This is a genomic window from Proteiniphilum sp., assembly GCF_034927365.1.
Classification (GTDB): Bacteria; Bacteroidota; Bacteroidia; order Bacteroidales; family Dysgonomonadaceae; genus Proteiniphilum.
The window spans coordinates 1-15,257 of the sequence record NZ_JAYFQD010000029.1 but is presented as its reverse complement, the minus strand read 5'-3'; the positions used below and the strand labels follow the sequence as shown (position 1 = coordinate 15,257).

At 38.1% G+C, this 15,257-nt stretch carries 14 protein-coding genes; all 14 read left to right on the top strand.

What is annotated here, in order from left to right; genetic code table 11:
• The first annotated feature begins 21 nt into the window (after positions 1–21).
• Positions 22–759 (top strand): TetR/AcrR family transcriptional regulator, encoded by a 738-nt coding sequence (locus VB073_RS15300; RefSeq protein ID WP_323405062.1) that lies wholly within the window; start codon positions 22–24, stop codon positions 757–759.
• A gap of 169 nt (positions 760–928) precedes the next feature.
• Positions 929–1,273: a hypothetical protein gene (locus VB073_RS15295; RefSeq protein ID WP_323405061.1), complete on the top strand. Its 345-nt coding sequence runs from the start codon at positions 929–931 to the stop codon at positions 1,271–1,273.
• Between the two features lie 758 nt (positions 1,274–2,031).
• On the top strand, positions 2,032–2,409 hold the full coding sequence (locus VB073_RS15290) for a hypothetical protein (RefSeq protein ID WP_323405060.1): 378 nt from the start codon (positions 2,032–2,034) through the stop codon (positions 2,407–2,409).
• Positions 2,410–2,580: 171 nt separating this feature from the next.
• Positions 2,581–3,816: a hypothetical protein gene (locus VB073_RS15285; RefSeq protein WP_323405059.1), complete on the top strand. Its 1,236-nt coding sequence runs from the start codon at positions 2,581–2,583 to the stop codon at positions 3,814–3,816.
• A 7-nt stretch (positions 3,817–3,823) separates the two neighbouring features.
• Entirely contained in the window at positions 3,824–4,291 is a 468-nt protein-coding gene (locus tag VB073_RS15280; protein WP_323405058.1) for a hypothetical protein, read from the top strand.
• An 11-nt stretch (positions 4,292–4,302) separates the two neighbouring features.
• Positions 4,303–4,656: a hypothetical protein gene (locus VB073_RS15275; RefSeq protein WP_323405057.1), complete on the top strand. Its 354-nt coding sequence runs from the start codon at positions 4,303–4,305 to the stop codon at positions 4,654–4,656.
• Positions 4,657–4,659: 3 nt separating this feature from the next.
• Complete coding sequence (locus VB073_RS15270; protein ID WP_323405056.1) at positions 4,660–5,172, top strand: hypothetical protein; 513 nt, start codon at positions 4,660–4,662, stop codon at positions 5,170–5,172.
• Positions 5,156–6,211 carry a type II secretion system F family protein gene (locus tag VB073_RS15265; protein WP_323405055.1) on the top strand — a complete coding sequence of 352 codons (1,056 nt, stop codon included), beginning with the start codon at positions 5,156–5,158 and terminating at the stop codon, positions 6,209–6,211. Before VB073_RS15270 ends, VB073_RS15265 begins: the two co-directional genes overlap by 17 nt.
• A 547-nt stretch (positions 6,212–6,758) precedes the next feature.
• The gene (locus tag VB073_RS15260; RefSeq protein ID WP_323405054.1) at positions 6,759–9,905 is read left to right on the top strand and encodes a hypothetical protein; all 3,147 of its coding nucleotides are present in this window, start codon (positions 6,759–6,761) and stop codon (positions 9,903–9,905) included.
• A gap of 9 nt (positions 9,906–9,914) precedes the next feature.
• Positions 9,915–13,940, top strand: coding sequence for an RHS repeat domain-containing protein (locus VB073_RS15255; RefSeq protein ID WP_323405053.1), 4,026 nt, complete (start codon positions 9,915–9,917; stop codon positions 13,938–13,940).
• Between the two features lie 8 nt (positions 13,941–13,948).
• Positions 13,949–14,206 (top strand): hypothetical protein, encoded by a 258-nt coding sequence (locus tag VB073_RS15250; protein ID WP_323405052.1) that lies wholly within the window; start codon positions 13,949–13,951, stop codon positions 14,204–14,206.
• Positions 14,207–14,255: 49 nt separating this feature from the next.
• Complete coding sequence (locus VB073_RS15245; RefSeq protein WP_323405051.1) at positions 14,256–14,540, top strand: hypothetical protein; 285 nt, start codon at positions 14,256–14,258, stop codon at positions 14,538–14,540.
• A 7-nt stretch (positions 14,541–14,547) separates the two neighbouring features.
• On the top strand, positions 14,548–14,928 hold the full coding sequence (locus VB073_RS15240) for a hypothetical protein (RefSeq protein WP_323405050.1): 381 nt from the start codon (positions 14,548–14,550) through the stop codon (positions 14,926–14,928).
• A gap of 119 nt (positions 14,929–15,047) precedes the next feature.
• Positions 15,048–15,257: hypothetical protein (locus tag VB073_RS15235; RefSeq protein WP_323405049.1), on the top strand; the 210-nt coding region annotated here is incomplete at its 3' end.

Genomic DNA, 15,257 nt, shown 5'->3' with positions numbered 1-15,257 from the left:
AAACTCATTTATTTTCAAATCATGAAATATTACAGACCACTAAAGAGTAGAAAAAGGAGAACCTCTAAAGAAATCGAAGAAGCAGTTTTTAATGCAACAGAACAACTGGTGATAGAAAAAGGCTTCAATAATGTGGCGATTACTGAAATCATGAAATTATCTGCTGTCCAACCACATGTCTTATACAGATATTTTACCAATATAGAAGAAGTCTACGACAAGTTTATACGACACTACGATTACTGGCTTCATGATATTGTAGAATATAGGATAGATGAAAAAGATCCAGTATCTTCTGCAAAAACCACTTTAACAGAGTTGATTAATTCATTATATGAAAACCGTGTAATGCAGGAAATTCTAATATGGGAAGTATCCAATAAAAATAAACTTACTTGCAGGAATGCATTGAACCGCGAAATCAATTCGCTACCCCTATATGACTTCTTCAGAAATAACTTGCCCACCACGGTCAACATCAATGCACTGATATCAATATTGATAGGTGGTATATATTATCTCATATTAAGACGGGATCGATCTTCATTCTGCGGTATCGATTTCAATTCAGATAGCGGCAGATTATTATTAATCGAAATTGTCAACCAAATCATCGATAATCTCTACAATAATGGCGAAACCAATGAAATGGAAAAAGTCGCGAAAAGGCTATTGGAAGAGGGGGTGGACGAAGAGATTATATCAAGATCAACAAGATTGTCTAAACAAGCAATAAAGAGACTGAATAGAGTTAATTAATATTAAATACAACACTATTACCATTCTTATTATTGTATAATAAAAGTTATATCTTACATTTGCCATTGTAACACAAGAATTGATTTTTTTAAGTTGATTCAAATTCTATTTATTCATTTGTATTACCTGTAGCACATATTTCTATTCTCTAATTTAAGCTAAAAACATCATGAAAAAGATCTTCTTTCTGGCTCTATTGCTGATGCCTATTCTAACCACTAATGGACAACAGCAATTATCCTATTCGTACGATATCGCGGGGAATCGCATCAGTCGTACAATTATTGTGGGCGCTTACAACAGCACTGCGGGAAGTGTGCATCAGGATACGACCCGCATCTACCTGGATTCTATTGAGGGTAGACAACTTGCCATCAATGCCTACAGTACACAACCCTGGCTCACAATCGCCGTGGAGGAATATGATTCCTCACTCAAGGGAGAATACTCACTTTTTGACAAGAAAGGACTATTGCTCGCAAAGGAAAAGATTTGTGGCTTTTTCACAAGGTAGAAGTTCTATGTGGAATTTGAAAATATTTTTTCAAGATACAATACTAATGACAACTTTAACATTGATAAACTATGGGACAGTATCGAAAAAAGATTACGTCTTATTGAAAAGTAAGGAGAAATATACTTTTACTTTTAATATAGCTTTCAAAACATTAATTCGAGAGAACTTCTCAAATTTTGTTAATGTTAATGCTGATTATGGCCAATATTCTTTAAGGTTGGTTTATACAGATCCTTTTCTCGCTCAAAAAGGAGCGTTTAGAGGAAACGTAGAAAGTAACGTGATAAGGTTGATATATAAAGATAGTTGAATAATATGAAAATATATCCGCCTTATAAACGAGAATGATGATGCTATCTTATCCCTTATTAATTAGAGAGATATGAAGATAAAGATAAGAATACGGTAATCTTTGGAGACAAGATATACTCTGACTTTGAATACTTTGGTAATGAAAGAAAACAAAAGCAGCATATTGAAATGTTGATTCCCGTCAAGGCTGTCAAGGGGTAGTCCGAACAGGAAAGACAGAGTAGCAAAGCCTACAATGACCTGTTCTCCACGGCCGTTTCAAAAGTCAGACAACCCATAGAATCATTCTTCAACTGACTGAATGAAGAAACAACTATTCAAAGAGCGCAAAAAGTAAGATCCACCAAAGGATTACTTATACATACGATGGGGAAAATCGCCATCGCGTTTATTTATCTAATTTTTTAAATACTGATTCGCATTAATATATAAAAATAACTGAGATGGACAATAATAATTATAATTATAATTATTTAATTCAGGTCCTTAATATTCTAGCTGCTTCATTTAAGGATCAGATTAAAGTATTTCCTGATTTTGTGGTAATTCCAGATGAGATTGCTTTGTTGTTCGATGATATCTATTTATCGATAGATAGTTTAAAGAAGAATGGATTTGTTTCTGCTGAGTTAGCTTTGATATTGGAAAAAATAGATTACTGTTTGGATTCTATGTCTGGTAACAAGTCAAAATGGGATCTCCAATCATTGAAGAATGACTCTGAATGGGAAGAAATTCGAAATCTTGCAAAATCTTCTTTGAATATATTGAATATTCATGCAGATAAGCCAGTGATTGATTTTGTCAAATGGATAAAATAAGTAATTTGCAGGAGAATTATAAAGAAATACCAACTATCAAAGAAAGATAAAAAAAGTATTAACAGGAGCTCAATAAAGCCACTAATAAAAACATCGTCATGAAAAGAATTAAATCCTCCTTTGAGCGATATTTCAGATAAAACAGATTAATTCAACTGTAATCTCGTGTATATGCCGAATAGGAAAATCCGTTTAACTGCAGCTACCCTGCCGGTAGTGATGGTGATATCAGTCCTGATGTTGCTTGTGGTACTTTTTGTGTACTCATTATGGGACATGAACTTGCTTTACTATTCATCCTACCATTATAAAAGGCAACAGCAGGAGAACCTGAATTCGGCCATTATATTGTATAGCAACGACAGTACTTTCCTGAGGGAGCATAACGAAGAGAAAACATTCCGTCTATTCGAGACAGACAGCTCTTCCACCGTTAGATTCCTATCTAAACAGTGGGGATTATATGAAGCCTTACATGTCTCATCCCATAATGGCAATTTTTCTTCAACTCAGCTATTGGGTAAAAAACAGGAGTGTGACCATAAGGCTGCACTATGGTTGTGCGACAGGAACCGGGCTTTGTCCCTATCCGGTGGAACAGAAATCAGAGGGAAAATTTATATCCCCCTTAATGGCATCAACTACACCCAAATCGATGGTGATTATTATAGAGGCGAGGAAATACCTTACACCCGTCTGGGTATTGCCGATGCCCAATTGCCTCCCATCGATTCCACCTCCCTGGTAATTCCGGAGAGCCTGAAAGAATACCGTGAGCAATCTGATGAACTACCCACAACTACTCAAACCTACTATAGTTTTCTTGAACCGACAAGATTCTTTAGCACGATAGAAAACCCGGACGAGATCGTATTGCGGGGAAATGCAGTTCTTTTCGCAGACGAGTTAAAGATATCGGCTTCATCCAAAATCAACGAGGCTATCATCATCGCACGGAAGGTGACTATTGAAGAGGGGTTTACGGGAAGCATGCAGATTTTTTGCAGTGACTCGGTGATGATTCAAGAGAATGTCATCCTTCAGTATCCGTCGGGCATATACCTTAAGGCTGAAATTGACTACCCCTTTGTTTCCTTGTCCGACAACAGTGAAATGAACGGGTACGTGATCATCCTGGGAAGGATAAGGGACGAAGAGTTGTTGTTCCCAAGTTACAGGCAATCCGATAAATCCCTGCTCAGGGGTTTATTGTATGTGGACGGCACCACCAATATCCGTGGTGAAATCTCCGGAGCGGTCTACCTGAAAGACTGTTTTTTCTCGTCCAATATGAATGTCTACGCAGGAACCTTATACAATACCCGCATATCCCGTAACGACAATATTGCCTACCCGGTTTTCCTATCGGGAAAGTACACCCGTAAAGAAATAAAAACAATTTATTGATAACGATATGAAGAATAAAAAGATCACCACATACCTGTTGCTGGCGGCATCCATCATAATCTGGGGAACCATCACATGGAGAGTGATTAAGGCTTTTAAAAAGGAAGATGTGACCGTAGGGGCAATACAACCCCGCCCTATTGTCCAGAAACCCGACAGTGCGGTATTACTGCTAAACTATCAGGATCCTTTCTTGAAAGATGCCGGGATTACAGCAGCATCAAAGGAAGAAGAGTTCAACAGTCCCGAGATCGATCTTCCACCTCAGGAACCGGAACTGGTACAAGGCCCCGCCTTCAAGTTCAAGGGTATGCTGACAGCGGGAAAGAAATCCTATGGTCTATTGGACCTGGCAGGAGAAACAATAATGGTGAGCGCAAAGGAAAAAATCGGAGATTTTTATATTGTGAGCATCACCTCCGAAAAAATTATTGTACGCCGCCAGGGGTTGGACATGGAGCTGTTCGCAGAATAAACGTCACCGCTATGAAACAACTGGATCAAAAACTACAGGCAACCTCTTTGCTGGAGACGATTGTCTCGTCCATCATCTTTATGATCATATTCATCATTGCCATGCATTCCATGACCAACCTCCTCGTACATGAAAACAGGCAACCAGGTTATCTTATTGTCGAGAACGACATGAAAAAGTGCAGGAGCCTGATCGAGAAAGAAGGTATTGACAAGAATGTCAATGAACGATACTTCTCTTTTCCATGGGGCAAAGTCAGGGTATCAGTCTCTCCCTATAAAGACAATATTCTTTTGATCCATATGGCATCTGAAATTGAAAACGGACAATCGATCGGGTACCACTTTCTATATGCAAACGAATAAGATATGAGTAAAAATCGGAACATAATAAGAAAACGGTTAAAGGCAAATACATTGGTGGAACTGTTACTCACCATGATTATTTCGGGTATCATTTTCCTGCTGGTTTTCGACGGAGTTGATATCATCAGGAGATTCAGCCATATGGTAAATAACCGTATCTCTACCAACCAGACTGTGTTGTACAGCCACCAGTTCATGGAACACCTCGTGGAAAATGCAGACAGTATAGTTAAAAGAGGTAACAAGCTTCTTTTTTACCGGGAAAGTACCGTGTCCGATTCGGTTGCTATCGGGGACTCCTTTTTTATCCTGGAAACTCCGGGGCTCACAGATACCTTGTTTGCCGGTTATATCAATTACGGGACCTCTCCAACGCCTGATAATACGAATCATATCGACTCCATTTTTATACATTGTGCCATAAACACGAGGGATTCCATCTGGCTGGAGTACGGGCTACCATCCAACCGTTACGCTTATTTAAACAGTATTGAAGACTATGAAGACTTCCGGTAAATTAAATCGTTTTACAGATAAGAAGAAATATCTCTTCTTCTCCCAATTACACTCCCTTTTGAAATCGGGATTGAGTTTCAGCCGTTCTTTCGAGTTGCTCATCGAGAATGGAAGCGAAAATGAATCCGGAATATTACAAAGTGTATATAATGACATAATATCGGGTAATGCACTCTGGACTGCCTTACAAAAGAGCGGGAATTTTTCCGACCTCGATTGTGGGGTAATCAGGATTGGGGAAGAAACCGGCAGGCTCGACCAGTCTCTGGAGTTTCTGAATAATTATTATAACAAGAAAAACGAACAGCGGCGGATACTGACAGGCGCATTGAGCTATCCGCTGATTATTCTGGTGGTAGCTGCCCTGGTAGTTACATTCATGATCCTTGTCGTGGTCCCGATGTTCGAGCAGGTCTATTCCCGCATGGGAGGGGAACTACCCCAAATAACCCGTTTCATTATCAGGCTATCCGGCTCCGCCCCTGCCTTTTTTACCATTATCGCCATTCTTATTATCCTGTTCTTTACTGTGAGGCATTTTTATGGGAAAAGTGAAAAATACCGGCGAACAAGCGCTAAGATATTGCTCAAACTTCCTTACCTGGGCGATCTTTTCAGGATGTATTACCAGTCCCAGTTTTGTCAGCTTATGCACCTGTTGATCAGTTCCAATATCCCCCTGTTAAGATCATTGCAGATGCTGGAAGATATCATCTGTTTTTATCCATTCAGTGTCTCCTTCGGCAATATTGCGAAAAAAATCATAGAGGGAGGCTCGTTCGGAGAAAATCTTGCCATCTATGAAAATATCTACAGCAAAAAACTGGTTGCCCTGATAAAAGTGGGGGAAGAAACCAATACGCTGGACAAGATGCTTTTTCAGCAAGCGACTGATATCACTGCAGAACTGGAGTACAAGCTAAAGCAACTGGGCAATGTGTTGGAACCGCTGTTGATATTGGGTATCGGGATACTCGTGGCCTTTATCCTTATCGCGATGTATGTTCCCATGTTCAAACTTGGGCAAACGATACACTGATTTTGCCTACAACAATTACAAATCAATGACATTCAAATCTATATAAATGATTCAAATGGATTTGAATCATTTATACATAAGTAATTATTATTACTTATCAATATATTGATTAGTTATATTTAGTTAATTATAGATGCATTATTTGTTCAATAAAAATTATATATTACTTTTGCTCTCGTTATAAACGCATAGATATTTTTCAATAGATCTATTTCCGTATATAGTTAATATATCAATTATAAATCACAATTAAAAATTAATCATCATGAAAAGGATTCTATTCTGGCCTCTAGTTATTGGCTTGCTTTAATTATAAAGACAATAATAATAGTCTTTATCTATAATTAATTGACAATGCCTCGATCATGCATAATATGATCCGTTCATAAAAACACGCTCTTTTTATTTTATCAATGAACAAACAAATCGATTAAAATCATGAGAAAAATATTTCCATGTATTTCCTCTTATCGTCTCTAATAGATAAGGTCTTATTTGACAACTAAAATTCAATAGACTACTTAAACAAACCAAATTATAAAAGCAGATGAAAAAATTAGTACATTTATTCGGGTTGTTGTTATGTTTCCACATACATGGGCAATCACAAGAGCAGTTTATGTCTACAGAATATTTAATGAAGTTAGACAAAGTTATAGCAAGCCCTCATGTGAATGCATTTCAAAAGTATGCTTATTATCCGGTCTCACCGAGTACCGGAACAACCAACATACAAATTCCTGTTTTTACAGTAAAACAAGGGGAACTTACACATGACATTTCGTTTGACTACCATACCGGAGGTATAAAAGTGAACGATGCTTCTACTCCGGTGGGATTGGGGTGGTTACTTAACGCTGGTGGAATAATAAGTCGTAGTCAACAAGGAGCAAGGGAAGATGAAGACAACATGAATGGCTATTTAATCAAAAAAAATTCCATTCCCACACAAAGCTATTTGAATACTATCAGATCCTCCAGTGAATATAGTCAGGAAAGAAAAGATTTCTTTTATTTCTGCAAAAATATTGTAGGAACTCAAAATCAAACCCTAAGAGGACCCGGGATAGATTTGGAACCTGATTTATTTAGCTATAACTTTCAAGGAAGGTCGGGCGTTTTTTATTTTTCAAATTCGGGAAAAATCGTCACTGAAAATATTGAAGCTTTAAAAATCAACTATATGCCTAACAATGGTTTTCAGATTACAGACGAAAGAGGGATTATATATCTTTTTGAAGGAAAACAGCAAACATCATATAAAAGCAATAACCAAACTAATCTTCTTTCAGGTCATAATTTATATTTATTCCATAATTCATCTGGAACTCTTCCCTCTGATGCATCACAGTTGTTAAGTGGCAATATCGGTTTTTGGTATTATTTGGGAAATAATACTGTTCCTTATCCTGCTACCAGTTCAAATCCCTCTACCAGTGCATGGTATCTAACCAGAATTATTCACCCTAATTCCCAAGATACTATTCACTTTGAATACAAGCATATAAATTATACCTCTCAACAATACTTTATGCAAAATAAAGAAGTAGTATATGGGCACATGTCTTTAAATCACAGCAACACTCCATATGACATAAACCTGATCGAAAATAGTTTTTACAACGAGATTGCAGATTGCTTATTAACTAAAATAAGATATAAATCAGGAGAAGTTGTTTTTAGTTATGTGCAGGATCGAATTGACAGTAACTGTAAAGATCGGCTTTTCTCTATCACTTGTAAAAATAAAAATGGGGAAAATGCATTTATCATTGAATTAGATAATAATAAGTATTTTAGCGCAAATTTTGGGACTTATAATTCCGATAACAAAGTAAACAAAAGACTAAAACTGGAAAAAATACTGTTTAAAAATAATTCCAATACGCTCTCAAATACATACGAATTTGGATATAATGAAACTTCGTTGCCTCCTATCAATTCCAAATCTGTAGATTATTGGGGATATTTCAACGGGAAAAATAATACTTCACTTATTCCAAAAATAACGATTAAAGATAAAGGTGTTACCTATGGTAATGCTAACAGAACCGCCGATGAGAACTGCATGAAAGCTTTCATACTTGAAAAAATAATTTATCCAGGTAAAGGAATGGCTCTTATAGACTATTCTTGTCATAAAGTACACAATTCACATTCTAAAATATATGTAACCAATGTGGGAGGATTAAGAATCAATGAGATGAGATTGTATCCTAATTTTCAAGATATGTCAGACTATACGGTAAAAAAATTTGAATATAGCTATAACGGTGCATCTGGTATAGGAAGAAATATTTCAAATGTTGGAGCGGAGTTTAATTTTCAATTTATGAACAGATTCGGAAATAAAGGAGAGGTATACACTAAATCATTTGTTATCAACTCCTGGCCGGTTAATACAATAAATTTACCTGATTTCTCAAATGCTGTGTATGACAAAGTTATAGAAACAGACATGAGTATGACTGGAGAGAACTTAGGCAGGAAAGAAACGATCTTCGATATGGGTGCTTTACCCGATGTTTTTTATGATTCCTATACTTCTGGAGATCTGGTTTTATTAAATATCTACGATTATTATGATCCGGAAAAATTAACCTTCAGAGCTCAAAATTCATATGCTAATGCATTTTTTGTCCCTGTTAAAACATTTTATCCGTTGCGTAGCCGTCCATACTTATTAAAAGAAACTATCTATAATAATAATAACTTGAAAATACAGGAAACTATAAAAGAATATAGTATTAGAACGGATGAGATTGAACATGTAAAGGGGTTTTATGTCTCAAGTTATAATGAATATGTTGAAAGCAATGCTGGTGGAAATGAAGATATGTATTATTACCCTTTCAAATACTATTATTTCCTGTATGAAATTCCTATACAGAAAAGAGAATTGATATCCCGATCAGACTTTTCATTAACGGCAAATGGTACACTTCACACTAAAACTACATTTGAATATGATAATGTAAACGGTTTGTTACGTAAATCTACCTTTAAAAATTCCGATGGAAAAACGATTAGTCAAGAAAATTGGTACCCGTTTGATTATTCTCCTGCGATTCCAGTGATTGGAGTATTAAAGAATAAGCATATTTTGACTCCACCCATTATGCAACTTAAAAGATCGGATGAAAAGATAGTTGAAGGTATTATAACAGAGTTGAATGAATATGCAGAACCAATCACTTTTTTTACAAAAAAAAATAGTAGTATAGATATTGTCTTCAACCCCAATACGATAATCCAAGTCGCAGAATTTTTGAAAGAAACAGAGATTAAAAATATAAACGGAAGAATAGTTGAGAAAAAATTAAAAGACGATATACCTGTCGTTTATTTATGGAGCTATTCTAATGAATATCCTATTGCGGAAATTGAAAATGCTTCTTATTCACACGTCGAAACAGCATTAGGAGGTGCAAATGCTGTCGCAGCTTTCGCCAATAAAGTAAGTCCATCAATAGGAGAGATAAAAACTTTTCTAGCTCCTCTATCAAATAATTCTAACACTAAAAATGCATTAATAAATTACTATACCTATAAGCCTTTGATTGGTATGACGAGTAAAACGGAACCCAATGGTATCACGACCTTTTACGAATATGATAGTTTTGGACGTCTACAGTACATTAAGGATCACAATGGAAAGATTATAGAAAAATATGACTATCACTACAAACAATAAATTTATCCTATGAAAGCGACAATAAATATTCAGCCTAGCGGCAACATGAGATTCATCATTTTGATATGTTTTCTCTTTTTTACAGGACTTTTGAAAATATATGCCCAATGCAATTTAAGTGCTTATCCCAATATACTCACTTTCTCGGCAATTAATGAAACCAAGAGCATATCCATATCCAACGCATCAGGTTGTCCTTTTAGGGTTGGAGCTCCTGCTTTTCTAGAGAGCAATATATCCGGAAATAATCTATATGTGAAATTATCAGACAATTATTCCGGAATGCCCGGCACGACTGTCACTGTAGAAATACTTCTGTTACATCAATCTTCAGGGACAATATTACTAAAAATTCCTGTAGAGATTTCTCTGGCTCCATCAGTAGTACCGCTTTCCGGAGGAAGTATAAGTTGCAGTACCACCAGTATTGTATCCGGCAATTCCCCGGGAACAATCGGCAATTCATCCAGCCCTTCCGGGGGAACAGGTAGTTATACTTATCAGTGGCAACAATCTATTAATAACGGTTCCACTTGGACAAATATTTCGGGAGCCACAGGCCTTACCTATTCTTGCCCAGTCTTAACTATCACTACTTCTTTCAGACGTAGTGTAACAAGCGGTTCCCAGACATCCTATTCCAATACTGTAAAGATTACAGTTGAAGGCCCGGTTACTTTAAGCCCTTCTTCCAACCGGAATTATATCCTTACGCAAACGATGCTTGACAATACTGGAAACTTGTCGTTCAATAAAATCGACTACTACGACGGCCTGGGACGTCCCAGCGAAATGGTTATGCATAATGCGTCTCCGGGGCAGAAAGATATAGTCACCTTGCAAGAATACGACGAGGTAGGCAGACTCCTCAATTCTTATATCCCTTCCCCTGTTAGTACTGCTAACGGCTCCTATGTAGAAAAAACCACATTCAAAGCCAAATCTAACAGTTTTCACGGTGATGCTTATGCGTATGAAAAAACCGTTTATGAAGCCTCCCCCCTTGACAGGATCACCGATAAGTATGGTGCCGGGGCAGCGTGGCATACGGGCGAGAAACGGGTTACGACTAATCATTTTGTTAATAGCTCGTCAGAAGAACTCTCATGTGCCCTGTATGCAGTAGCTTCCTCGAATTCACTTCAGCGCAAGGGACTTTATGCTGCAGGAGAACTCTCCGTAACAAAAACCACCGGAGAAGATGGTCATGTAACCTACATATTCACCGACAAGCTCGGTCAGGTTATCCTTGAACGTATGATGAACGGAACAAAAAGGAACGACACCTACTATGTATATGACGAGTTCGGTAATCTTTCCTATATATTGCCTCCGGCAGCTTCTGACGCACTCGGAACAAACACTATATGGGAGGATACAGACATGACATTGAGAAATTTTGCCTACGTTTATAAATATGACGAGTTCAGACATTGCATTCAAAAGCGTCTTCCAGGCTGCGATCCCGTAGAGATACGTTACGATAAGGCCAACCGTCTGATTTTTTCGCAGGATGGCGTTCAGCGTGAAAAAAACCAATGGACTTTTTTCTTCTATGATACATTGGGTCGTGAGGTAGTAACCGGGATATGGGAATCTTCTACAATTGCGAACGTGATGAATATGGTGGTAAAGACAGACTATAATTCTGGCTCCACTGGCACCAAACTTGGTGGATATACTGTGAACCTGACTCTACCGGCAACAGTAAGGCTGATGAAGGTGCACTATTACGACGATTACCGTTTCCGGAGGATACAGACAGCACTCTCGGACACTACAAAACTGAAATGTATCACCCTTGCGGGCTATGACAGCGCATATCCAAACAACTCCGCACCCAATGGCAGGGGAATGTTGACCGGGATACGTATCCACCGATTGGACGACCCCACCAGATACACTATCTCCGCACTATATTACGACAGCCGTTCAAGGGTGGTACAGTCCCATACTTCCAACCACTTTGAAGGTTTCGAAGATAAATACTTCGCTTATACTTTTACCGGAAAAGTCAAACAACACCGGCAGATACATTCGGCACCGGGCAAAACCACTTACACCGAAACTTATACTTACTATTACGGGACTCCACAGACAAATCCATCTGAACGGTTACTGTCGTTAAGGCACCAGGTGAACAGTGCATCTGAAGTCACCCTTGCCGAGTATGACTACGATGAGATTGGACGGCTAAAGACGAAAAAACTAGCAAACGAAACCTCCACCTATCATTATAATGTACGTAGTTGGCTGACACAGATTGCCGGGACAAAGTTCAACCAAACAATGACCTATAATGCGGCAGTCAACGGGGTTACTCCCGCCAAGGCATTATACAATGGCAATATCAGCGCCATGAAATGGAAATCGGGCCATGAAACCACCGAACGGGGCTATAAGTTCACTTACGACAGCCTGAACCGCCTTACCGCTGCCACCTATGGTGAGGGTACAGGATTTACTACGAATCCGAACCGTTTCAACGAGAACATCACATATAACGACAAGATGGGCAATATAAAAACGCTACAGCGGCGGGGAAAGATCGCAGAAAACGGATACGATTTAATGGACAACTTCACTTATAGCTACACGGGAAACCAGCTCACAAAAGTTACGGATGCGGTCACAACCCCGATTGCCTATCAGGCTGCCTTCCATTTTGTGGACAGGGCGAATACCTCCATAGAGTACGAGTATAATAAAAATGGAAACCTAAAGAAAGATTTAAACAGAAATATCACCTCAATAACATATAATGAATTAAATTTGCCAAGCGTCATCACCTTTTCGGATAACAAATCCATTACCTATGGCTATGATGCCGCAGGAAGTAAGCTAAGCGTAGCTTACCTGTCCGATGGTGTGACCTCGAGGATGGATTATGTGGGCAACAAGGTTTACAATAATGGCACATTGAGTACACTCCTGACGGAGGAGGGATATATAGAACCCGGTACAACTCCCACCTATCACTACTACCTGAAGGATCACCAGGGAAATAACCGGGTCGTGATCAGCCAGACGGGCACGGTGGAGGAGGTGAACCATTACTACCCCTTCGGTGGACTGTTCGGTGAGGGGCTGCAGAACTCGAACCAACGCTACAAGTACAACGGCAAGGAATTCGACCATAAGTACGACCTGGACATGTATGATTACGGTGCCCGGCATTACGACCCCGCCCTTGGAAGGTGGTTTACAGTTGACCCATTGGCAGAGAAATACTATTCTTCTAGTCCGTATGTGTATTGCGGAAATAATCCGGTAAGGTTTATCGATCCGAATGGAATGTGGTATGGAGACCCTCCATCAAATTGGCTGATACCCTCACGTCCGAAATATGAGTATGGGAACAATTTATTAACGAATAGTCTGACTTTCGCCAATAATGTTTCAGCGGATATCCTGAACTCGGGCATTTCAATTATCAATACACCCATAAACGCCGCTCAAACACTCTATAAAGAAGGTGTTGGTGGATTGGTGAACTCCGAAATAACAGGACTTAAAAATGCAGGGAATGCAATTGCCGACGAAGTAAGCTATACTTTAACGACTCCTTTGGGTGAACAATTGCAAGGGTTTAAAGATCCCGCGACGTGGGAAGCGGGTGTTGCATTTGGAGCAACATTATTCACCGGTGGCGTTGCAGCCAATTTAGGCAAGGGGGCAACTGTTGCAAATAGTGCTACAACTGCTAAGGGGGTAATGAACCCTAATAAAATTCATTTTATGCAGAGCAGTATTAAGAATACCACAGGTAATTATACAGTTCTTGGAAATGCAGAAGCTTTGGCAAATGGTAGTTTAAATCCAAATGTTCTTAGGATGAATGTATGGAAAGATGCAAACGGTAAAGTATGGACACTGGACCATAGACGATTAGGTGCTTTTAGATTGTCAGGATTACAAGAAGCACCAATTCAATGGGCAAATCCAAGTGGGCAAATGTGGAAAATGACAACTACAAATGGTGGTACGTCTATTAAGCTTAAGCTTGGTGGAGATAATAGTATGATTATTAAATAAAAAATGTTATGATAGATTTTAATAAAAAAATAAATGAGATTAACAGTAAAGAAGACTTTGTCAACTTTGTTGAAATATTGGTTGCCGATTTGAATAGCAATCCAAACGAGTGGGTTAATAAAAATTTATCAGAATATTTGGAAGGGATCGCAAGTTGGACGGAAGATATGGAAGGTTATTATCAAAATAATAATATTCCAGTTCCTGAAAATGTAAATTGGAAAGTCTTTGCAAATATTTTGATGGCAGCTAAAATGTATGAATAGATAGAATTGTCGTTAAGGGGGACTTAGTTCTTTCAATGTCTTTAAAGAGGTGGTTGTCGACAAGAATGGCGATGTCAAGCAGGCGGCTGGTTTTGCTGGCGTTGCTATATCAGGAGTTCAATTTTTTCACGCCAATACATTAGAGGGAAAACTTGAACACGGACTTGATGTTTTTATGGGAGGAATGGGTTTTGTTCCTGTTGTTGGGTCGGGTATTTCTTTGTATTGGTCATTTGGTGGAAAGCAGTTGCATTACAAGTGGGTTGATGGAGTTTTGGTGCCACAAATGGAAATGGGAATACTTGGACTTCCCGCAACAATGCCTTTTAAATAATACAATTATGAAAACCTTATTTGATTATTTATATTACAGGACCTCAAAATTTTATGAAGATTGGGGTGAGAAAAACGGGTATATTGCGGGGAGCGTAGTTGTTACTACAAGCTTTGGTTTTATATTTCTATCTCTTTGTATTTTTGCTTTTTACTTGTTTGATAAGAAAATCAATCTTAATATCATATGGGCAGTTATAATATCTTTTTGTATTTTAAGTTTATTTTTTATCAATAAAAGAAAATTTGCCGAATTAACAAAAAAATACAGAGACGAAAAACACTGCAAGTTAAAAGGTTGGTTAGTGTTCGCATACATTATTGGTTCTGTAGCATTATTTTTTGTTTCATTGGCTTTATGCGGTTATTGGGTTAACGTAAAAATATGAGTATATTTTTTACTTTCTTGGGGGAGGATTTATTTATTTTGTGGCTTTGCCACAAAATAAATAAATTTAATGCTATTTTTATCTGTTTGGGGATATTTTTAATCCTGAAAAACACCGTAATGGTGCGGTATAGTACGTTGAATGCCGACACATATTATTTGTATAATCCGGCCGGACAACTGCGCTATGTGCTTCCTCCCTCGGCGGCAGACGCCCTGGTTGCCTTCAACTTTTATGATCTCTCCAATGACGCTATAAGCAAATATACCTATTTCTACCAATATGATGCAAGAGGCAATTGTATCCAAAAGAAGCTTCCCGCGTGTGAA